A 22,099-nucleotide genomic window follows, 5' to 3' on the forward strand; every position below is an offset into this window, starting at 1 on the left:
CTGGAGCGAGGGTGCTCACGCGATGATGGCAGTGGCGAATCAGAGGGTCGACGGCGAGCGGTGGCGGCCGGTTGGCCGGCGACCACCCCGCGCCGCGGTCGATGAGCCGTCGGGTTCGGGCTCGCAACTCGACGGCGCGGCTGTGGTGGCGAATAGGTTTCTCGACCTCACTGCCGGTGGTGACGAGTTGCGGACCAGCACCTCGCTGATCCGCGGCTCGCCCGGCTCGATCCTGTCGACTCTTTCTGCCGCTTCACAGCAGTTGCGCCAGGCATCCTTATACTCGAACGTGACCATCGTCGGCGGTGTTCAGAGATTCAATTGCGGCTCTCCTGCCTTGTAATCTGCACTTACGTAGACCGACTGGTACTCGATGTAAGGCGTCATTCCCTCAACACCGAACTCGCGGCCGAGTCCACTAGCCTTGACTCCACCGAAAGGCGCGCCGAGGTCCATTTGGTAGTAATTCACGCCGACGGTGCCGGTGCGGATGCGCCGAGCGACATCGACGCCACGACGCTCGTCGGCAGTCCAGACCGCCCCGGCGAGGCCGTAGTCGCTGTCGTTTGCGATGGCCACCGCCTCATCCAGGTCGTCGTACGCGATGACCGCGATCACCGGCCCGAACACCTCCTCCTGGGCCAGTCGGCTCGTGTTGTCCACGTCAGCGAAGACTGTCGGCTCGACGAACCATCCGTCCTCCAGGCCTTCCGGCACGCCACCGCCCGTCACGAGCCGTGCGCCAGAGGTCTTGGCCTCCTCGATGTAGCCGAGAACGCGATCGCGGTGGACACGGCCTGCCATCGGCCCGCAAGTCACGGCGGGATCGAGCGCGTCACCGACTACCAGACTCTTCGCGACCCGTGCGACCACGTCAACGACCTGGTCGTAGCGAGACCGCGGAGCCAGGATCCTCGAGAGCAGGACACATGCCTGCCCGTTGTTGACGAACGACGTCGCGGCCAGATTCGCCTCGAACACGTCCAGGTCCGCGTCCTCAAGAACGATCGACGCCGACTTCCCGCCCAATTCGAGAGTGACCGGCCGCATCAGCCGTCCACAGACTTCGCTGATGAGACGGCCCGCGGCCGTGCTGCCGGTGAAGGTGACCTTATCGACGTCGGGATGCGCCACGAGCGCGGCGCTGACGTCGCGATCTGCAGGCACGACATTGATTACACCGGCTGGCAGACCGGCCGCCTCTGCCGCGTCTGCGAGCACGAACGCATCCAAGGCAGTCTCTGGAGAGGGCTTAACGACAACTGTGCATCCGGCGGCGAGTGCCGGCGCGAGTTTTGCCATCGCGATGAGGTGCGGAAAATTCCAGGGGATGATGGCCGCAACGACGCCGACCGGAACCTTGCGGACGACTGTCGCCCCCAGATAGGTGTCCCGAAGGTCTTCGAACCAACCCGATTCCGCCATCGCAGCATACTGGTTGAGGGTGGCAACAGGGACGGATACATTCGCACCGTAGGAAGTCGCGAGCGGTGAGCCGTTCTCGCGACTGATCAACTCTGCGGTCGCCTCACCACGTGACTGGAGTTCGGCTGCAAACCGACGCAACATCTCAGCCCTTTCCGCGGGCGTCGTCCGCCCCCACGGCCCGTCGTCAAACGCGGCTCGCGCAGCAGCGACCGCCGCGTCGATGTCGCCGCGGGCGCCAAGCGGAACCGATCCGAGAGGCTTCCCCGTCGACGCTTCCACCAACTCGTACGAATCGGTAGAAATCGGGGCACACCACCGGCCACCAATGAACAACTCGGTTCTCGTGAAGTTCAGATCTGTCATCACACCGCCTCTGTCGGAATACTGTGACTCTCCGCCGAATTGATGCGGGGAGCCTGCTTGGCAACTCGGTCTACATGTCGACCCAGCCCCATTACAGTGGCGCTCATTCGCGGTCATAATCGCAGGAATGTCCACTACGCGGGAAACTTCAATCCACACACGCCACAGAATCGCGACACTAGCTTCCTGCCGACAGCACTCCTTAACCGATGACAGGCCCTGCTGTCTCACTACTCACCAACAGAAAGGCACACGCACTGTGGCGAGTTCCGTCGAAACAGACGTCCCCCAGGCATATCCGCCGAGCGCAGAGTTCGCTGCGGCCGCCAACGCGGGACCGGAGTTGCAGGCTGCCGCAGATACCGACCGCCTCGCTTTCTGGGCGAATCAGGCTGAGCGCCTTCACTGGCACGAGAAATGGACCGACGTCCTCGACTGGACCGACGCCCCCGTCGCCAAGTGGTTCGTCGGCGGAAAACTCAACGTCGCCTACAACTGCGTCGACCGCCACGTCCTCGCCGGCAACGGCGACCGCGTCGCCATTCACTTCGAAGGCGAACCCGGCGATTCCCGCGATCTGACCTACAACGACCTCCTCGCCGAAGTCAGCCGCGCCGCAAACACTTTCACCGACCTCGGCCTCGTCGCCGGTGACCGCGTCGCAATCTACATGCCGATGATCCCCGAAGCGATCGTCACCATGCTCGCCTGCGCCCGCCTCGGACTGACCCACTCGGTCGTCTTCGCCGGATTCTCCGCCACCGCCCTACGCTCACGCATCGACGACGCCCAAGCCAAACTCGTCGTCACCGTCGACGGCCAGTGGCGACGCGGCGCCGCAGCACCCATCAAAACCGCGGTCGACGAATCCGTCGACGGCGCCGACTCCGTCCAGAACGTGTTGGTGGTCAACCGGACCGGCATCGACGTCGACTGGACCGACGGCCGCGACCTGTGGTGGCACGAAACCGTCGCACAAGCCTCACCCGAGCACGAGGCGCAGGCCTTCGACGCCGAACATCCCCTGTTCATCCTCTACACCTCCGGCACCACCGGTAAGCCCAAGGGCATCATCCACACCTCCGGCGGCTACCTCACCCAAGCCTCCTACACCCACCACAACGTCTTCGATCACAAAGCCGGACAAGACGTCTACTGGTGCACCGCCGACATCGGCTGGGTCACCGGACACTCCTACATCGTCTACGGCCCCCTCTCGAACGGCGTCACCCAGGTCGTCTACGAAGGCACCCCCAACTCCCCGAACGAGCACCGCCACTTCGACATCATCGAGAAGTACGGCGTCTCCATCTACTACACCGCACCCACCCTCGTGCGCACCTTCATGAAGTGGGGCCGCGAGATCCCCGACGCCCACGACCTGTCCTCGATCCGCCTCCTCGGATCTGTGGGCGAGCCCATCAACCCCGAAGCGTGGCGCTGGTTCCGCGAGGTCATCGGCGGCAACAAAGCACCCATCGTCGACACCTGGTGGCAGACCGAGACCGGAGCGATCATGATCTCCCCGCTCCCCGGTATCACCGCCACCAAGCCCGGATCCGCCATGGCACCCCTGCCCGGTATTTCCGCGAAGATCGTCGACGACGACGCCAAGCCCCTCGGCCCCGGCGGCAACGGCTACCTCGTCCTCGACGAGCCGTGGCCGGCGATGCTGCGCGGCATCTGGGGCGACATGGACCGTTACCGCGACACCTACTGGTCCCGCTACGCCGAAGAAGGCTGGTACTTCGCCGGTGACGGCGCCAAGTACGACGACGACGGCGCACTCTGGGTCCTCGGCCGCGTCGACGACGTCATGAATGTCTCCGGTCACCGCATCTCCACCTCCGAAGTGGAATCAGCACTGGTGAACCATCACGGCGTCGCAGAAGCCGCCGTCGTCGGCGCCGCCGACGAGACCACCGGACAAGGCATCGTCGCGTTCGTGATCCTGCGCGAAGGCGTCGAGAACACCGGCGACGTCCTCATCGCCGAGCTCAAGGCGCAGGTCTCCACCGACATCAGCCCCATCGCCAAACCGCGTCAAATCACGATCGTGCCGGAACTGCCCAAAACCCGATCCGGCAAGATCATGCGCCGCCTCCTGCGCGACGTAGCCGAAGGCCGAGACCTCGGAGACACCTCAACCCTGGTCGACCCCAAGGTATTCGACGCAATACGCGGCAAATAGGGCCAGTTTCAACGGCAGCACGTAGCCAGGGGGAGCGCGGCAGACTCATACAGGTTGAATCGCGTTTGACGTGGGAGTCGTTCTCGTCGCAGCGGCGTGAGTGTGGTCTTGCTCAACGTTCCTGAGGTTCGTGGTCTCCGTATCGACGCCGAAGCGATTTTGAGGAAATCGCGGTCCCGCTAATCGACACGGACTGCCATGCAAGCTCTACGAGAGTGGGATCATCTCCGAACCGGATTGGGCACATGATCTGGTCGCCGAGGCACTCGAATCCTGCTTCGGGTTGTGGCGCGGAAGAGGCAACTCCACGGCAATGATGGACGCGTGCGTGGCGTGTGTTCTGAGGTAAGCGGGTAGTCTCATTGCCTACCTCTGCCAACTAGTTCCACAACACGGAGCCTTCTCGCGCAGGGCGATTGAAATGACCCCGCCAACCTTTGGGCTGAGTCGGCGTTAGTACAACCATTTTGAGGGTTTGCACATCGCCTTGAGGCGTCGGCTCTCGACCCATACGCTTTGAGCCCCCGGCACTGTTGGCAACTGTCACATCACCTTCGCCTTCACAAGGAAGCGACCAGCCGGCCCAAACCGAGCTGCGCGACGCTTTGCGCAGCACCAGGGAGGTGGCAACGCGACTCCCCTCACCTTGGTCCCGTTCACCTGCCAACACCACTGACTTACCCGCGACGACCATGAAAGTCCAAGTTCGGTTAGTGCTTCAAGGCATGCAGGATGAAGGACTTCATGACACCTGTGTTCGGTCATTCGTCTTTGAACTGCGATCAAGACGGATGTCAATATTCCGATGCATTTTTGGATCCAATTCCGGATCAAGTGTTGCATCTCATATTGAGTTCTGTATGGTGATACTGCGATCATCCAGCAGTGCATAGTAATTCGAGTTCTGATGCGGCACTTTCGAGCAGCTGCCACTGCCTGGATCGGGCCCGAATGAGCCGGAAGTGAGACTATCTAATGGCCGGAACTGGCATTGCGCACCCACCTAAAGACGAGAGGCCTGCGTTCGCGAACCTCGTCGTGAAGTTCCCGACTAACGCGGGCCCCATGTTGCATATAATGCCGAACACATCAATTTCGACCTTCTTCGCAGCAACACCCTCGGGAACGTCGGCGAATCCGGTTGGGGAGACTGCCAGCTCCGACCGCTCCAACCTGCAACTTTCGGCACCTAAATCGGACAACGTCAAGATTGACGGCATCGAGCTCGCTACGATGACCACACACACGCTGCGCGAGACCCGCGCGCAGAGGCAGACAACCATGCAAACCCGATCTCGTCGCCGAACCCGTGCCGCCAGGTCAAAGTTCTTATTATCGCCGAACCTCGCACGTGGGGCCGCATCAAAACCATTGTCTCGCTCCGGCGTGAATTGTTGCTACTGGTCGGACTGGACCCGACATCGCCCGAGAGCGCCTCACCGGCGAACACTCAGCGTCAATACCAGCGAGCGTTCATCGTCACACGACGATCCTCATGCGCGACGATCCTGGTCTCAAGCCCCGATGTGCCGACGCAGATGTTGATCTGAAATCCGTTCCTGCAGAACATGATTGAGCATCGTACGCGACATGGCCGCGGTTATGAATATCAGCGATCCCAAGCCCGACATACCCTGCACAGCCCAGGAACCCCACTTACGAGAAGTCGCAGGAAGTCACTACGCCGCTTGCCGCAACGCCTCGCAGATTCCCCGAAAGGAAATCGCATTGAAACACACCGTCTTTACTTCCACTGGGGCACTGCTGCTTTCAGCCGCCGCAGTAGTGGCCCTGACCAGTTGCGCTGGCTCTGGTACCAGTTCCGGAACCGACAGTACGGGAATATCAACCGGACTGGTCGGTGAGCAGTCCGACGGTGGCGAACCTATCGCGGGTGGCACGCTGTCGTTCGCAACATTCAATGGTGTGAGCAGTCTGGATCCGGCAGACCGTCAGGACGGCGGCGCCACCGGTGGCAGTGAAATGGCATCCATCTACGATCTCCTCATCCGGTACGACGCACAGACCCAGGAGTACCAGCCGCAACTGGCGCAGTCGTTGGAGGCGAACAGCGACAACACCATATGGACTTTGAAGCTGCGTCCGAACGCGACCTTCAGCGACGGCACCGCGGTGGATGCAGCGGCGGTGCAGTGGAGTATCAACCACTACCTCGACAAGAAAGCCACACACTCGCAGGTGTGGAAGGGAACGGTCGCGGACATACAGTCCTCGGACCCGGCCACGGTAATTTTCACCCTTAGGCAACCCTGGAACGAGTTCCCCATCATGTTCACCACGGGCCCTGGCATGGTCGTGGCGCCGTCGTCGATGGCATCCGGGACGTTCGCCCCGATCGGTGCCGGTCCCTTCACAGTTGAGAAGTTCGCATCCCAAGACGAATTAGTACTGGCAGCGAACCCGCAGTATTGGAACGGCAAACCAAATCTGGACAAGCTGCGCTTCCCCGCCATAGTCAGCGAGCAGGCGAAGCTCGACGCACTGCACACCGGCGGCATTCAGGCCGCGTACCTACGTGGCGCCGAAGTGGTGCACAACGCCCTTGCCGCTGGGGACGTTGGTTACGTCTACTCCGCGAGCATGGGTGACAACTTAGCTATCAATCAGCGGCCAGGACGGGCGACGTCTGATGTACGAGTCCGAAAAGCTATTGCTGCGGCCTCCAACCCAGAAATTTTCCTTCAGCGGGCCCAAGCCGGCTTCGGAAGCCCGGGCACCGAAATGTTCCAGTCGTGGTCGCGATGGCACGGCGAAATCGCAGGCCCCGGTTACGACCCCGAGGCGGCGAAGAAGCTACTCGCCGAGGCCAAGGCAGACGGATATGACGGCAAGCTCACGTACGTCGGCCTCAACGACCCAGGCACCCAACAGAGCGCATTGGCCGTCCAATCGATGCTGCAGGCAGTAGGTTTCACCGTCGACATCGTCTACGCCACAAGCATCAACGATCTGGTCAAACGCATGTATGCCCAGCATGACTACGACATCGGCAACAGCGGGTTCAACATCCTCGACGAATCGCCGTACGTGCGAATGTACGGCAACTTCTACAGCGAATCTCCGTCTAACGTACTCGGATACCAGAACCCCGAGATGGACACTTTGCTCGGCAAGCTGCAGACCGCTCCATCCGAGAGCGAGCGCCGAATGGTGCTTGAGAAGATCCAGACACTAGTCAACGAAACCGTGCCATCGGTTCCCCTCAGCGCAGCTAAACTCTTCATCCCCTGGAGCAAGAACGTCCATGGAGTCACGCCAAGTGCGGACGGCATCATGTTGTTCGGAAAGACTTGGCTATCAAACGATTCCTCGCAGTGACAAATGTCGACACGCAATTTTCCGTAGGAGCCGATCCAGATTGGTTCACCAAGCGAAGGATGACAACGTGGCAGACTTGACGGGACGCAAAGCCCTAGTAACTGGCGCAGCGCATCCCGAGGGCATCGGGCAGGGGATCGTAGGTGCATTGTTGCGGGCAGGTGCTGATGTGATTTTCTCTGACGTCGACGATGACGCTGCCCTCCGCTCCCTCGAAATCTTGGACCGTGAACACGGACAAGGTCGCACCCACTACCTTCACCACGATGTGTCGTCCGAGCAGGACTGGGTGCGCGTGCGGGAAGAAATCGTCGCACGTTTTGAGGGCCTCGACATCTTGGTCAATAACGCTGGCTCAAGCTTCGCAGGTACCTTGGAGACCGTCGAGCTTGAGCACCTCCAACGCTGCATGGCGGTAAACTTCGAGAGTCAGTTTCTGGGGCTCAAGACGTTTCGAAATATTCTTGTAAAGCGGTCTACCTATTGGGCTGGCGGCACCACTGTGATCAACAATTCGTCGATCGGTGCTTACACCGGTGACCCGAGTAATCTTCCCTACAGCGTTTCCAAAGCAGCCGCGCGCATGCTAACGATGTGCGCCGCTCGCGAGTTGGGTCCGCACAAAGTTCGGGTGAACTCGATCCATGTCGGAATGATCGATACGCCACTGCTTCGGGCGTCGTTCGCACGTCGCGTCCAACTCGGACAGGCGCTCGACGTGGAAGAACTGCAAGAAAATCTGAAGTCGAGGGTGCCTCTCGGTCGCATAGGGACCCCTGATGACGCTGGCGAACTGACTGCGTTTCTCGCATCAGATGCGGCGCAGTACATCACGGCAGCCTCTTTTGTGTGCGACGGAGGGATGCTGACAAAGGTCTGACGGATTATGTGTCAGAGACGGTGGCGACGGCTGGCGACACCGTCGACATCGGAGGATTCGTTCGTTCCGGTGCATGCCGGTTTCAGGCCAATCTGTGAGCTCGGGATCTTCCCGATCCCCCAAGCAATATCTCGGCAGATGGATCCTTGCCGAGAAACACTTCCTTCGCACAGACATTGGAGCAAGTTAATCGCAACATTGCGGCATAGACCCCGCGTTTCGGACTCGGATGGTCGAACTTGACGGGTGCATTTCTGGTGCTGTCGCAGGCTTTCGGGGACGAGACTGCGTTCCGGCGGGTCATCGGGGAAATCCAGACTCCGCGGAAGGAGACAGCTCCCAATGTTTCGACAAGTGCGTTGATGACTTCCGTCACTTGGCAGAAAGTCGTGCACGGGTGGCGCCAACTGCCGCCACCATGATCCTGGTGTGACGAAGCCGCGGACAGTAACCCCTTGCCGCAAAGAAGAATCGGGACAGATCAGGTAAATACATCAATGCGTGTCCAGTTCCGCAATTATTCCCTCGAAACTAGACACGTTAACCGAGTCGAACGAAGACCTGAAATCAGAGGAACTGCTGTGTATTGCGAGCTCGCTGTCCGAAGGAGACGAAATCGATGAACATCGGCGCAATAGGTAAGAAATTGGGCCAGCTCGTCATTGTGATCCTGATCGTCAGCTTCGGAACCTTCGTGCTGGCATCACTGATCCCCGGCGATCCCGCTGTCTCCGTTCTCGGTGAAGGCCGAACGCCTGCCGAGTACGAGGAGGTTCGGCAGCAGCTCGGGCTCAACGATCCACTCCTGGTTCGCTATTGGGACTGGCTGACCAGCGCTCTCCAGGGCGACCTCGGCAACTCGCTCGTTCCCCCGCAGCAGGACGTCCTCACCGCGATCAGTTCCGCTCTCCCCGTCAGCGTTCAGTTGGCAGTGATGGGTCTGGTCATCGCCCTCGTCGTCGCAGTTCCGCTCGCACTCTGGTCGGCGCACCACGAGGGTGGCGTCATCGACCGCGTCATCAGCGCCGCGACGTTCGGTGTTCTGTCCGTCCCGAGCTTCCTCGCCGGTCTGTTGCTGATCATGGTCACCGTCAACTGGCTCGGCTGGTTCCCGCGATCACAGTGGGTGCGCATCGGAGACAGCCTGTCCGGAAACCTCTCACACGCAATACTTCCCGCGATCACCATCAGCCTCCTCGAGATGGCGATGTTCACTCGCGTTCTCCGCTCCGACCTGGTGACGACGCTCCGTGAGGATTACATCCTCGCGTCGAAGGCCAAGGGAATGCCCACGCTGCGAGTGCTTTTCAGTGACGCGCTTCGCCCGTCGTCGTTCTCGCTCATCACGATGATGGGTCTGGCTCTCGGCGGCATGATCGGCAGCACCGTGATCGTCGAGACGCTGTTCTCGTTGCCCGGAATGGGCACGCTCATCGTCCGCGCAGCGCAGCAGGGTGATTCACCGATGCTGCTGGGCGCGGTGGTCGTGATCGCGGTCATCTACGTCCTCGTCAACAGTGCGATCGATGTTCTGTACACCTATCTTGACCCGAGGAGTCGTCGTGTCCATGTCTGAAGTGACGCCAGACGGAGCGGCCCCGTCGCCGGCCCCGTCCGAGGTGATGACATACCGGCAGCAGACAGTCCTGCTGGCTCCCGGTCCCGTCGAGACGTTGGAACAGCCCAAGAATCTGGTCCTGATCGGATCGATTCTCACGGTGGTCGGCGTTGCGCTGCTCGGCACCGCACTCTTCGGTTCGGCCATCATGATGACCGTCCGCATCGTGCTCGCGCTCGTTGCCCTGGTTTTCCTCTTCAAAGGTCTCGGCAAACTCGGTACGTCCAAGTGGGGCAGTCAGTTCGATCTCTCGTACTGGCTGGCGTGCATCTGGCTGGTCGCACTGATCCTGGCCGCGATCTTCGCACCGCTGCTGCCGCTCGGTGAGTACAAGGACACGGTCAAGACCTTGGCCGAGCCGGGCTTCGCCTCGCCGAGCCTGCTGTCAGATCACCCGTTGGGTACCAACAACTTCGGTCTCGACCTGCTTGCCCGCGCTTTGTTCGGTGCCAGGGCATCCTTGACCGTGGCAATCTGCGCCGTACTGATCGGCATGATCATCGGGGGCACCATCGGCGTCATGGCCGGTTACTTCCGCGGCAAGGTCGACGCAGTCGTCGGAATCCTGACCAACTCCCTGCTGGCCATTCCTTCCCTGGTGCTGTTGATCGCACTGGCGGCGGTGCTCACGTCGAACCTGCGCAACATCACCCTTGCACTTTCGATTCTCTGCATTCCCAGCATGGTTCGAATCGCCAGGGCCAACACCATCGTCGTCGCCCAACGGGAGTTCGTGCTTGCCGCGAGGGCGATGGGCGCCACCAAATGGCGCGTCATCTGGCGCGAGCTGGTTCCCAACGTCCTCGTCCCCGTCGCCGCGCTCGGCCTGGTGGCCGTCTCCGGCCTGATCGTCGCGGAAGCGTCACTCAGCTTCCTCGGACTCGGTATCGCACAACCTGATCCGACGTGGGGCAACATGATTGCGGAAGGTCAGGGCGGGATCGTGGAGAAGCATCCGTTCATCGTCCTGGTACCAGGCGTCTTCCTCTTCCTGACGGTGTTCTCCTTCAACCTCATCGGCGAGAAGTATCGGAGTAAGCTGTGACCACTTCAGCTCAGCACGGCGTTCCGCTGCTGCAGGCGGACAACATCAGAACCGTATTCGCCACTCCCCGTGGCCAGTTGCGAGCAGTCGACGGCGTCTCGATCCACGTCTCCGCCGGCGAGACTCTCGGCATCGTCGGTGAATCCGGTTCCGGCAAGTCGGTTCTCGGACGCACCATCATGGGATTGCTCCAGAAGGGTCCGGCTCTCGACATCACCGGAACGGTGACGTTTGCCGGCCGCGACATGTCGACGATGAAGAAGTCGGAGATGAAGCACTTCTGGGGACCCGAGATCGCCATGGTCTTCCAGGATCCGATGACCTCGCTCAATCCGTTCAAGCGCATCGGTACCCACATCACCGAATCCTTGAAGTTCCACCTGGGTCTGAAGAAGGACGCGGCCCGCGATCGCGCTGCGGAACTCCTGTCGATGGTGGGTATCCCCGAGCCGAAGCGTCGGCTCGATCAGTACCCCCACGAACTTTCGGGCGGTATGCGTCAGCGTGTGGTCATCGCGATGGCCCTGGCCTGCGAGCCGAAACTGCTGATCGCCGACGAGCCGACCACCGCCCTCGACGTGACGGTGCAGAAGCAGATTCTCGATCTGCTCGCCTCACTCAACGACAAGCTCAACATGGCCGTCATCCTGATCAGCCACGACCTCGGTGTGGTCTCGGGTCGATCGGACCGTGTTGCGGTCATGTACGCCGGTTCCGTCGTGGAAACGTCGGCAACCGAAGAGTTGTTCACTCGTCCTCGCCACCCGTACACCGAAGCGCTGATGGCCGCGATTCCGCGACTCGAATCACCGACGCACACAGTGCTGCAGACAATTCCGGGCGGTCTCCCGGACATGACGAAGCCGATCACCGGCTGCCGCTTCGCCGCCCGCTGCCGGTACGCCCAGGACGACTGCCTGACCGGCGACCCGGCCCTGGCACCCGGCGGTCCGGGAGACAACACAACCGAAAGCCACACGTTCGCGTGCCACTACCCGGTCGACACCCCGGAAGGCACAACGGCATTGGTCGCCAACGAGAAGGCCGGCACTACCGCAGCGGGCCTGACGCTCGCGGTGAAGGAGATGGTCTGATGACTGCAGCAACCGATACCAGAAAGCCAGAGACGGTGGACGCGGCCCTGACGGTCGAGGACCTGGTCGTCGAATTCAACGTCGGCAAGGGCCAGACCGTTCACGCCGTGTCCGGAATCAGCTTCACCGTCGCTCCGGGCGAAACCTTGGGCGTGGTCGGTGAATCCGGCTGTGGCAAGTCCACGGCGGGCCGGGCGATCATGCAGCTGCCCTCACCGACGTCGGGCTCCATTCGCCTGGGTGAGACGGAAATGACGGCACTGGGCGCGGAGGAATTGCGTCGCAGCCGCACTCAGTTGCAGATGATCTTCCAGGACCCGATCTCCTCCCTGAACCCGCGACGCAAGGTCAAAGCTCTCATCACCGAGGGTCCGTCGATCTGGGGCGGAAAAGACAAGGCCGCCATCGAAGCTCGGGCGCGCGAGGTTCTTGCCGAGGTCGGGCTGGACCCGGACATGGTGTGGGACCGAACCCCGCGCGAACTCTCGGGTGGTCAGTGCCAGCGCGTGTGCATCGCCCGCGCATTGATGCTCGACCCCAAGGTCCTGATCTGTGACGAGCCGGTCTCGAGCCTCGACGTCTCCGTGCAGGCGCAGATTCTGAACCTGCTCGAGGACGCGAAGAAGCGTCACGGGCTGTCTTTGCTGTTCATCGCGCACAACATGGCCGTCGTGAAGAACATCAGCGACCGCGTGATGATCATGTACTTGGGCCGCGTCTGCGAAATCGTTCCCGCAGAAGACATGCAGAACCGCGCGCTGCACCCGTACACGCAGCTACTGCTGTCGTCGATTCCCGATCCCGACGCCACCGTCACCGCGGCGCAGAACGTCGAGCAGAAGGTCATCGAACTGCCCTCGCCGCTCAATCCGCCCAGTGGCTGCCGCTTCCGCACGCGGTGCCCGCTGGCCACCGATCTCTGCGCCGAGGAAGTTCCCGAACTTCGTCTCGTCGAGGGCGGACACCAGGTGGCGTGCCACCACGTATGAGATGAACTAGACCCATCGTCACGCAACACTCACCCCGCGGGGCAGCCTCTCAAGAAACGGTGCCTATGACCAAGTCTGCTCAGATGTTTCAGGGTGGGGTGCGAAGACGACGATCCACCGTTGGCGCGCCGTCCGTCGGCACCATGGAGCTGTCATGTCGGTGCGGACGAGGATCTGCGATGCCCCTTTCGATGGACCACAACAGGGAACCAGGGATCACGTCCAACCGTGCGCCAACATGCCAGCCCTCTGACAACCGCATCGACCGATCAACCAGGAAGCGCTGTCAACCATCACAGAGATTTCATCCCGAGACACAGGTGCGCCACATGAACGACTTCGCGAAACCGCACGTCGAGTACGGAAACATCAACTTCGAGTGCGCGCGCCAAAACTACGCCCCCGGCTCACAAAGAACCCCCCGATACACGGCTTGGGCTCAGCGCAGTCGTGGGCCGAAATAACCTAAATATGACCAATTCCAGTCCAGATCGTCCCCAACAGAGTGTTGACATAGGAGTTTCACCGGATTTATGGTCAGCGTGTTCCTCTACCTTCCGCTAACTTCTCTCGGCCAGAACATCTTCGGTGTACCTACACCGGAACCGATACCGCCACTCACGCTTTGGACAGACCTGCACCAGACGGCGGCATCTTTCTGGATCAGCTGGTGGGGCGGGTGGGTTGTATGTCTGCTTCCCTCACCAATGGGCATGGGACGTTCTCGCTCACGCCGCTTCGGAACCGGGTACATGATTGCCTGTACCCCCGTGTGCATTTTGATTGCGGCCGCAATGTCGTCCTACTACATCGGAGGGCAAGTTCCACTTGGATGATTCAGAAGCAATCGCGCCTGTCGTAGCCATCACCGGCACTCCCGATCAGAGCTGCAATACTATCCAGCACAGTCATTTTCGCGAAGACAATAGTTGCATCTTCGGTGAGTTCACGGTCGTAACACAGAGCAGTCCCGAGGTGTACCGCACCATCCAGGCGTCCCACTCCTGCGATACGTCACCGGCAGCGAGGATTACATCGCCTTCGTTCTCCCGACGCGGTCGTCCGCCACCAGCGCTGGACAACTGGCACGCAAGGCTGCGAGGCCGCCTCGACGGCACTCATTCCGCGCACAGCTGAAGTCGACTGAACCCACTGCGGTGAAACACGATCGGCATGGCATCCCGCATCTCTAGCCAGTTCACCCGCATCAGCACGATGACGTGATCCCCTGCAGGTACCTCCTGGGTCACCGTTGTATCCAGCCACGCGCACGCCCCGTCCACGAACATGGCACCCTCATCCGTAGTCGTGGTCGCCAACCCGTCGAACCTGTTGCCGGTCTTCGCCGCCAGGGTCCGCACCGCGCCCTCGTGCACCTCCCCAAGCACACTGACGCCAAGTCGCTCCCCAGTGCGCAACTTCGGCCACGTTGTCGAGGTGTCCTGCACACAGAACGCGACCAGGGGCGGATCCAGCGACACACCGACGAAGCTACTCGCCGCGAGCCCCATCGGCTCGCCGTCGAACGCAGCACAGATCGCCACGACCCCACTGGGGAACTGCCCAAACGCATGACGCAGCGTGGCCGAATCGAGACCCGTCTGGGTGAGAGTCATCGTGCTTCCGTCCCGGTGGTCGTAGCGGCCAGCAGGATCTTGCCCCACCGCTCCACATAGTCAGCGATGAGCGAATCCGTCGAATATGTCGAATCGATGAGATACAAACCAGGGGCCGGCACCGTTGCACCCAGTTCCACCAACACCGGCTTCAAAAAAACATCCGGGGCCATCGTATGGCCTGGACCCGCCCCCAACATCACCGGCACCACCACATCCCGCAATCCTTCACCGCCGGCGAACTGGTCCAGGAACACCTTCAGCACCCCGTGTACGTGGCCTTGAATGTCGGCGATGCCACCACCACCAGATCTGACGACGACACCGACTCCACCGCACCCTTCACCGCATTGTCTCCCCACTCCAACAGCCCGGATCCCAACGCGATCACGTCCACTACCGCATCGGGCTCCGAACCAGTCAGTGCTCGAGAAAGAGTCGAGGCCGCATCCAATGTCCGCGAGCCGGGCTTCGGGTTTCATGCCACGACAGTCAATTTCATAATTTGGTTCCCTTCGAAGTTGAAAGGTTGGGCCCGGAGGCCCGGTTGGTTCTCCTGTGAACGGGTTCACGAATGTGCCGTCCTACCTCGCTACACTCGGCGCCTGCGCCGATGCGTCATCTGTCGGCCACATCGTCGAACTGCCCGAAGCGGAAACCTCGACGGCTCCGCCATCAAGTCTGGACCGAGTTCCTTGATGTCGCCGCCCATGCAGTCCTCGAAAGGTCTCATTCGGGTGTTCGGTCCTGGATAGTGCATGAGGGTGAAATTCGGCGATCACTCCGATCGGCGGCGATCTCCATGGCAGACCGGAGCGAATACCGAAAACCGTTGTACAAGAATGACTATCCCTAGGACAGCAGGGGCTTCAGCTCGTAGTGGACTTCGTACGCCTCACACCAGCTCAATTGCTCGAAATTTCGTTACGCCACCAGACGTGCATCCGAGGCGGGTCCAGCTACCACCCCTCCTCGACAGGATACGAATGAGAGGAGTGCAGTATCCGGCCGCGACGAAATCGCAACCGTCCCGACCTGCTGTCATTCCACGCGGACACGCCGACAACTTCCGGCTACCCGCAGTGAAGCAGTAGAAGACGTGCAGACCGAGGGACGGCGCCGCGCTACGCCTGGCCAAGGTCGCGCAGCGGATCATGTCGATCTCAAACTACCGCGGATCTTACCGAGGGCGACTCTCGTAATTTTCAGTCTTCGCACCACTATCGTTGCTAACGATAATGGTCACGAGGGAGCGAAACTGCTCACGCGTGGGAATGAACCCGGTACTGAGAAAAGCCACGATGTATCCGTCGAACAGCGCAATTACCGCACGTGCGGTGTTCGAGGAAACCCCCAGTTGCGCTTCGACGCCCTGTAGCAGGCCCTCCCAGTAGATCGACGAATGGCCACGCCAATCCGACCGACGACTGGCGACCAACTGCAGTTCGAACAGAACTCGGTAGGACTCGGCCCGCTCCGGGACCGTACCGAAGAAGCCGTTCACGACGTTTTCGATCTCGTCATCCAAGGAACCCTTCGCCACATGAGGTCGGGTCGCAGGATCCAGAATGAACGCTTCGAACAACGCACGGAATGTCGCCGACAGGAGTGCGTCCAGGGTCGAGAAGTAGTATGTCGTGGCCGAAATCGGCAGGCCCGCTTCGTCGGAGACTGCGCGATGACTGATGCCCGCGATACCGTCGCGAATCAGCAGCCGCACCGTGGCCTCGATCAGTTTGCGGCGACGATCCGGACCACGTACCTCAACCTTCGGCACGAACACACTCTTCGGCATCACTGCCGGACCGCCTTCCCAACCCACACAAAATACGCCGCCATACTCTGCGACAGCGCCATAGCAGTATAGCTGCGCTCGCGAAGCGGCAATCGGGACCGCGTATGCGAAAGAGGCTGCGGTCCGGCGGCGCCAAAGGTTCCTCACCCTGCAAGAGCGTGCGCGTCAGCCGGTCTGACGCCACCCCTGCCCGATATGAGTGGCACAGACGAATCCGCTCAGAACTCGAGCATGTTGTCCCTGAGGGTTCGACCCTGATACTCGGAGCGCACGGCTCCCAGACGCTGCAGAGCGGGAACGAGCTCGTCAGTGATGACGTCGATGCTGCTGGCCAGATCACCCCCCTCAAGGAGGAAGCCGTCGCCTCCAACCTCGTTGATGGCATCCGCCATCTTTTCCGCGATTTCCTCAGGGGTTCCGGTGAGATCCAAGCCGCCCTCGGCTCTCATGCCGCTGGAGAAGACCTGGCGGAGCGTCGCTCCCTGGGCGCCGGCTTGCTTCACGAAATCCAGCGCTGAGGTGTGACCACCGGCAGTCATGTTCTGATCCATAGGGCCATCGAGGTCGTACTGCGAGAAGTCGACATCCATCGTCGACGCACCCATGGTGATCGCGTACTCGAACGACGCTTGGTCCATACGTTGCTGCGTAGCCTCATCGAGTACGGGTGCAGTTCCGGCAAAGTGAAGCCCGTTGGCAAGGTAGATGATCTTGATGTCGTCGGGGTTGCGGCCGAACGACTCGGCGCGCCCACGAATATCCTTGCGCAGCTCCCTCATTCCTTCGAGTCCGCCGGCCGTAAGACCGATGACCATCTCCGCATTCTTGGCCGCGAAACTACGTCCACGATCTGACGCTCCTGCCTGACTGAGGAACGGTGCGACTTGAGGAGACCTCAATGTGTTGAGGGGGCCCCGCGACTTGAAGTACTTGCCGACGTGATCGACTGTGTGGACCTTGGTGAAGTCGACGTAAACGCCGGTCTCTTCGTCCGCAACGAGGGCTCCCTCTTCCCAAGATTCCCACAACTTGACGGCAAGTTCGACATACTCGTCAGCGATCGCGTAACGCTCCGCGTGGGGCGGCAGTGCATCGAGACCGATGTTCTTGGCTGCGTTGGTCTCACTCGAGGTGACGATGTTCCAGCCGACACGACCACCCGTGAGGGAGTCGAGCGTGGAGAACAAGCGTGCAAGCACAAACGGTTCGTAAAACGTCGTGGAGGCAGTCGAAATGAGACCGATATTCGATGTCTCGTGAGCCATCAAGGGCAGCAACGGGAGTGGATCATGCTTCGGCGCGAGAACCGCATGCTTGAGATCCAGTTCCATCGTGTCACCGAACTTGTCAGCGACAACGGTCGTGTCCTCGAAGAGGACGAAGTCGAACTTTGCGGCTTCCAACTTCTTGGCAAGATCGACGTGGTAGGACCCATCGGGCCAATTCGCCCCAATCGACTTCTCGGTGTCGAGAGCCCACGCGGGCTTGCCGAACTTGGTGAAGTAGCCCAGGTGAAATTTGGTATTCGTCATACAAGTTGTCCCTACAAGAGGCTGAGGAAGGCTGAGGAATCGCTCACGATGCGGCGTGAAGCGATAAAATCACGCTAGCAATTTTTTGTGACATTTGTGTCGCGTTATCGTTAACTTCGTCGAGAGTTTTTCGGTCACACGCATCAACCTCCCGTTGCAGACTACCCTCGACAGTGAACGATCGATCGACATACCACCTGTTTAAACGTGTATTTATCTGGTTCAGGCCACTGGAATTCAAGGCCCTCGGGTCCGGCGCCCCGATCGCCTGGGACGAATATACGTAACATGGCCGTAACAAATTATTACTTGTTTGGCATCCGCCCTGTCGTAGTGTTGCTCAATACGACGTCGTCACCTATCGATTTCGGTGACACCGGCCGAGGTCCCGTGTAGACACTGGCCGTGTCGCGCTGCTGGGGAATCCTTCAGTAGTCACAATCGCCTACTCGAAGGGAGTTACCTGTGTTCGATCTACATGGGCATACAGCGCTGGTCACAGGAGCCGGACAAAGTGTGGGCGCGGGCATCGCTACAGTGCTGGCTCGACAGGGCGCATCGGTAATCGTGAACGACTTGCACGCGGACAGGGCAGAGTCGGTTGCAGCGAAGATCACCTCGGAGGGCAATCGCGCGCTCGCATCCGCCTGGGACGTAACCGATTACGAAGCGACGATCGAACACATTCGCGCCGCCGAGACCGAACTCGGTGGCCATGTCGACATCTTGGTCAACAATGCCGGCATAGCGGAGGGGCGGTGGAACCTGCCCTTCCGTGAACTGACGCCGGATCTGTGGCGACTGCCCATCGACCTGAACATCTACGGCTCATTGAACTGCACCAAAGCAGTCATCGACGGGATGTGCGAGGGAGGATGGGGACGAGTTGTACAGATCTCATCCGGGTCGGCGCGTGCGGGTGAGAACATCAACGTCTCCATGTACGCGACCGGAAAAAGTGGCATAGAGGGATTCGTGCGACATCTCGCGGCGGAGACAGGCCAGTATGGCGTCACCGCGAACATCCTCGCCCTGGGCGAGCAGAGGAACCTCGCTGACGTCATGCCGCCAGAGGTCATCGAACACATCCTGGCGGCAATTCCGATCGGACGACTGGGCGAGCCCGAAGAGATCGGCGCAGCGTGCGTCTACCTGGCATCCGACGAATCCGGCGGCCTCACCGGACAGACAATCGATCTGAACGGCGGTTCCCAAACGCGCTGACGGCGTGAGCCCTGTCCTCGTCGCCCCGTCCCTGCCGCGGGGGCCCAGGGCAGCGCTCGACCCAGGATCTGAAATATGCCTGGCTGCAACATATCTCGAGCCCGTCTGGAATCGAGCACTGCTTCTACTTTCATCAATCTGTGAACAGTCTGAGTAATCGGTCCGCTTGCCGCGTCTGGACCACTCGCGTATCGAGTCTCAGAGCCAACATCCAAGGAGATTTGTTCCATGTCCCTCACCGAACCGGCTTCCACGTCGATGCGACCAGTGGCCAGCGTCCATCCTCTCGCATCACTCAGCGGAACTGAGATCGACGCCATCCGTGGAATAGTCGAAAGAACACCCGACTTCACAGAGAGCACTCGATTCGCCTACGTGGGTCTCGAGGAACCCGTGAAGGCCGATTACCTGGCGTGGGAGGCCAGTGGCGGTCCACTGCCGGACAGGCAGGCCCGGGTCTGGTTGCTGGATCCCAGCACGGGATTGTCCGTCGACCGAGTGGTCTCACTGTCATCGAGCAGCGTGGTCAAATCGGCTGCCGTCGACGGCTCGAAAGGCCGACTGCCGGTCCTCGACTCGGAACAGGGCAAGATCATGACGATCCTCGCCGAGAACGCTGCGTGGACAAAGGCTCTGAGCTCCCGCAACTTGACGCCGGCGGATGTGACGGTAATCCCGCTTCCGGCCGGAAACTTCGGATACGAAGACGAAGACGGCAAGCGCATCGTGAGATGCCTGGCCTTCAAGCAGGACCATCCCAAGGATCACCCCTGGGCGCACCCTGTGGACGGCCTGTCGGCATATGCCGATGTCGATACTGGAGCCATCCTGAAAATCCTCGACGTGCACGAGTTCGCGGTGCCAGCCGAGGGCGGAAACTACGACGATCCCGAAGTGCAGGGTCCGCCGCTGGAAGGACTCAAGCCGATCAAGATCACTCAGCCCGACGGGGCGAGCTTTTCGGTGGACGGTGAGCATGTCACATGGGCGAATTGGAAACTGCGTATCGGATTCGACGTGCGCGAAGGTCTCGTCCTTCACCAAGTGAGCTTCACAGATAAGGGTGTCCAGCGCCCCGTCATGTATCGTGGATCGATCAGTGAGATGGTCGTTCCGTACGGCGATCCGGGCCCTAATCGTTTCTGGCAGAACTATTTTGATGCCGGTGAGATCATCTATGGGCGCTTTACGAACTCGCTTACGCTCGGCTGCGACTGCGTTGGCGAGATCAAGTACTTTGATGGGGTTTTCGCTGACGAGTCTGGAGTGCCACGCCTTATTCCGAATGCCATCTGCATGCACGAGGAGGATTATGGTTCGCTCTGGAAGCATACCGATCCGTTTACCGGAGCCCACGAGGTCCGTCGAGCACGCCGGCTGGTGATCTCGTTCTTCACCAATGTCGGCAACTACGATTACGGATTCTTCTGGTACCTCTATCTGGACGGGACCATCGAATGCGAAGCGAAACTAACGGGCATCCTCTTCACCTCTGCGTATCCGGGTGACGACGAGAACGGCGAGAAGTACGCATTCGCATCCGAGGTCGCTCCTGGCCTGGGCGCCCCGTATCACCAGCACCTCTTCGGCGCGCGCCTGGACCTGAGCGTGGACGGGACTGCGAATGTGGTCAACGAGATCGATGCAGTGAGACTTCCAGTTTCTCCGACCAATCCGCACGGGAACGCGTTCACCAAGTCCGTCACTCCGATCGTTTCGGAGCAAGTTTCCGGTCGTACATCCGACGGCAGCAAGGGACGAGTGTGGCAGATCGCGTCGACCGAAGCAACGAACAGACTCGGGTATCCGACTTCATATGTCTTGCATCCGACTGACAGCCCGACCTTGATGGCCGACGCCTCGTCGTCCGTCAGCTCCCGTGCCGCATTCGCCACCAAACACCTCTTCGTGACCGAGTACGACCCGGCCGAGCGTTATGCCGCAGGTGATTTCGTGACGAACAGTCCTGGCGGCCAGGGCATCCCGGACTTCATTTCGGGCGACGCTCCCCTGGTCGGAAAGGACTTGGTCCTGTGGCACACCTTCGGACTGACGCACTTTCCCCGTGTTGAGGATTGGCCCATCATGCCCATGGACTACGCAAAATTCAGTCTCCGCCCTTACAACTTCTTCGACAAAAACCCCACTTTGAACGTACCGCCGCCGGCGGTCGGTCAAGACGACTGCGGCGGAGACAGCGCTGCGAACTGCCACAAGTCCTGAGTTACAGGCCGGGCCCAATGTCAACCAAATGGGACGGTCCTGCGCCGCGGCCGGTCCGGGAACCGACAGTTGGTTGGTCTTTCGGACGGGCCGCGCGGTTAGGCGCCTTCACCATCGCGCTCGCCAATGCGGCAATACACGGCTCGATGCTGGGCACGATGCCTTTCGTCCAATCGGCATTGTGGGCCGCGATGACATTGGCGTGTATTGCCTGCGGCGTGCATCTGGTGCGACGCGCATCGGCGGGCGCTTGGGCAATGACGTCGCTGATGTCCGTGGGAATGGTCGCGGTACACCTGCCCGGATCGCACGACTCCGGTCATCACCATATGGACATTGTTGCGGGCGGTGATGTGGGCCCGATCAGCCCCAATGTTCCCATGCAGGCTTCGCTGATCCTGACAGTCACCGAACTGGCCCTGGGGATGATCGGGTTGTGGGTATCGACATCTCACGGCCGATGGTGTCATTCGGAGAAGCAGACCGAGCATGAGGAGCCGCGGTCGAATCCGTCGCCGACAAACTCGGTATCGGAACAGTGCAGACGCTGCTCAATTGGATTCGGAGCGCACAAACTGATGCCGGCGAGCGGCCTGGTGTGACGAGCGAAATGGCGGCGGAGATGCGCAAGCTTCGCGCTGAGAATCGGGAACTCAAGCATGCCAACGAGATTCTGAAGTCGGCGTCGGTTTTCTTCGCAGCGGAGCTCGACCGCAACAACAAGTGATCCTCGACTACATCAACCGATACAAGAGTGAGTAC

The 22,099-nt window shown here is 60.6% G+C and carries 15 protein-coding genes and 2 pseudogenes; 11 read left to right on the forward strand and 6 right to left on the reverse strand.

The features are described from left to right. Window positions 1–309: 309 nt before the first annotated feature. Complete coding sequence (locus AC2ETI_RS28445; protein WP_030003148.1) at window positions 310–1,791, reverse strand: aldehyde dehydrogenase; 1,482 nt, start codon at window positions 1,789–1,791, stop codon at window positions 310–312. 259 nt (window positions 1,792–2,050) lie between these two features. Between AC2ETI_RS28445 and acs the strand changes: the two genes are divergently transcribed. The 7 genes from acs (at window position 2,051) to AC2ETI_RS28480 (ending at window position 12,947) form a co-directional block, all read left to right on the forward strand. Beyond that, a complete protein-coding gene (gene acs, locus AC2ETI_RS28450; protein WP_483634706.1) occupies window positions 2,051–3,982 on the forward strand; it encodes an acetate--CoA ligase in 1,932 nt (643 codons plus the stop codon). Window positions 3,983–5,743: 1,761 nt separating this feature from the next. Then, on the forward strand, window positions 5,744–7,321 hold the full coding sequence (locus tag AC2ETI_RS28455; RefSeq protein ID WP_483634708.1) for an ABC transporter substrate-binding protein: 1,578 nt from the start codon (window positions 5,744–5,746) through the stop codon (window positions 7,319–7,321). A gap of 67 nt (window positions 7,322–7,388) precedes the next feature. Beyond that, window positions 7,389–8,201, forward strand: coding sequence for an SDR family NAD(P)-dependent oxidoreductase (locus AC2ETI_RS28460; RefSeq protein WP_030003151.1), 813 nt, complete (start codon window positions 7,389–7,391; stop codon window positions 8,199–8,201). Window positions 8,202–8,820: 619 nt separating this feature from the next. Then, window positions 8,821–9,777 carry an ABC transporter permease gene (locus AC2ETI_RS28465; RefSeq protein ID WP_003943571.1) on the forward strand — a complete coding sequence of 319 codons (957 nt, stop codon included), beginning with the start codon at window positions 8,821–8,823 and terminating at the stop codon, window positions 9,775–9,777. Continuing rightward, the gene (locus tag AC2ETI_RS28470) at window positions 9,770–10,864 is read left to right on the forward strand and encodes an ABC transporter permease (protein WP_007735813.1); all 1,095 of its coding nucleotides are present in this window, start codon (window positions 9,770–9,772) and stop codon (window positions 10,862–10,864) included. The genes AC2ETI_RS28465 and AC2ETI_RS28470 overlap by 8 nt, the downstream gene beginning before the upstream one ends. Then, window positions 10,861–11,958 (forward strand): ABC transporter ATP-binding protein, encoded by a 1,098-nt coding sequence (locus tag AC2ETI_RS28475; RefSeq protein WP_059016408.1) that lies wholly within the window; start codon window positions 10,861–10,863, stop codon window positions 11,956–11,958. The genes AC2ETI_RS28470 and AC2ETI_RS28475 overlap by 4 nt, the downstream gene beginning before the upstream one ends. After that, window positions 11,958–12,947, forward strand: a complete 990-nt coding sequence (locus AC2ETI_RS28480) for an ABC transporter ATP-binding protein (RefSeq protein ID WP_029256850.1) — start codon at window positions 11,958–11,960, stop codon at window positions 12,945–12,947. Before AC2ETI_RS28475 ends, AC2ETI_RS28480 begins: the two co-directional genes overlap by 1 nt. 959 nt (window positions 12,948–13,906) lie before the next feature. Here AC2ETI_RS28480 and AC2ETI_RS28485 read toward each other — a convergent pair. The 5 genes and pseudogenes from AC2ETI_RS28485 to AC2ETI_RS28505 all read right to left on the reverse strand — a co-directional run. After that, window positions 13,907–14,100, reverse strand: a pseudogene (locus AC2ETI_RS28485) (3,4-dihydroxy-2-butanone-4-phosphate synthase); the annotation flags it as partial. Beyond that, window positions 14,066–14,563, reverse strand: coding sequence for a flavin reductase family protein (locus tag AC2ETI_RS28490; protein ID WP_029256851.1), 498 nt, complete (start codon window positions 14,561–14,563; stop codon window positions 14,066–14,068). The gene AC2ETI_RS28490 and the pseudogene AC2ETI_RS28485, both read right to left, overlap by 35 nt. Continuing rightward, a pseudogene (locus tag AC2ETI_RS28495) lies at window positions 14,560–15,017 on the reverse strand (NADPH-dependent FMN reductase). The gene AC2ETI_RS28490 and the pseudogene AC2ETI_RS28495 overlap by 4 nt, the downstream one beginning before the upstream one ends. A gap of 726 nt (window positions 15,018–15,743) precedes the next feature. Beyond that, on the reverse strand, window positions 15,744–16,505 hold the full coding sequence (locus AC2ETI_RS28500) for a TetR/AcrR family transcriptional regulator (RefSeq protein ID WP_144440162.1): 762 nt from the start codon (window positions 16,503–16,505) through the stop codon (window positions 15,744–15,746). A gap of 71 nt (window positions 16,506–16,576) precedes the next feature. Continuing rightward, window positions 16,577–17,890, reverse strand: a complete 1,314-nt coding sequence (locus tag AC2ETI_RS28505) for an NtaA/DmoA family FMN-dependent monooxygenase (protein ID WP_029256853.1) — start codon at window positions 17,888–17,890, stop codon at window positions 16,577–16,579. Between the two features lie 465 nt (window positions 17,891–18,355). On the opposite strand from AC2ETI_RS28505, the gene AC2ETI_RS28510 reads away from it, so the two are divergent. The 4 genes from AC2ETI_RS28510 to AC2ETI_RS28525 all read left to right on the forward strand — a co-directional run bounded on the left by AC2ETI_RS28510 (window position 18,356) and on the right by AC2ETI_RS28525 (window position 22,064). Then, window positions 18,356–19,114: an SDR family NAD(P)-dependent oxidoreductase gene (locus AC2ETI_RS28510; RefSeq protein WP_029256854.1), complete on the forward strand. Its 759-nt coding sequence runs from the start codon at window positions 18,356–18,358 to the stop codon at window positions 19,112–19,114. Window positions 19,115–19,342: 228 nt separating this feature from the next. Further along, the gene (locus AC2ETI_RS28515) at window positions 19,343–21,337 is read left to right on the forward strand and encodes a primary-amine oxidase (protein ID WP_037119999.1); all 1,995 of its coding nucleotides are present in this window, start codon (window positions 19,343–19,345) and stop codon (window positions 21,335–21,337) included. Window positions 21,338–21,354: 17 nt separating this feature from the next. Further along, on the forward strand, window positions 21,355–21,939 hold the full coding sequence (locus AC2ETI_RS28520; protein WP_144440161.1) for a hypothetical protein: 585 nt from the start codon (window positions 21,355–21,357) through the stop codon (window positions 21,937–21,939). Beyond that, window positions 21,936–22,064: a hypothetical protein gene (locus AC2ETI_RS28525; RefSeq protein ID WP_483634707.1), complete on the forward strand. Its 129-nt coding sequence runs from the start codon at window positions 21,936–21,938 to the stop codon at window positions 22,062–22,064. Before AC2ETI_RS28520 ends, AC2ETI_RS28525 begins: the two co-directional genes overlap by 4 nt. The last annotated feature ends 35 nt before the right edge of the window (window positions 22,065–22,099 follow it).

The sequence above is a fragment of the Rhodococcus sp. MurmanLake-1 genome (assembly GCF_056945715.1).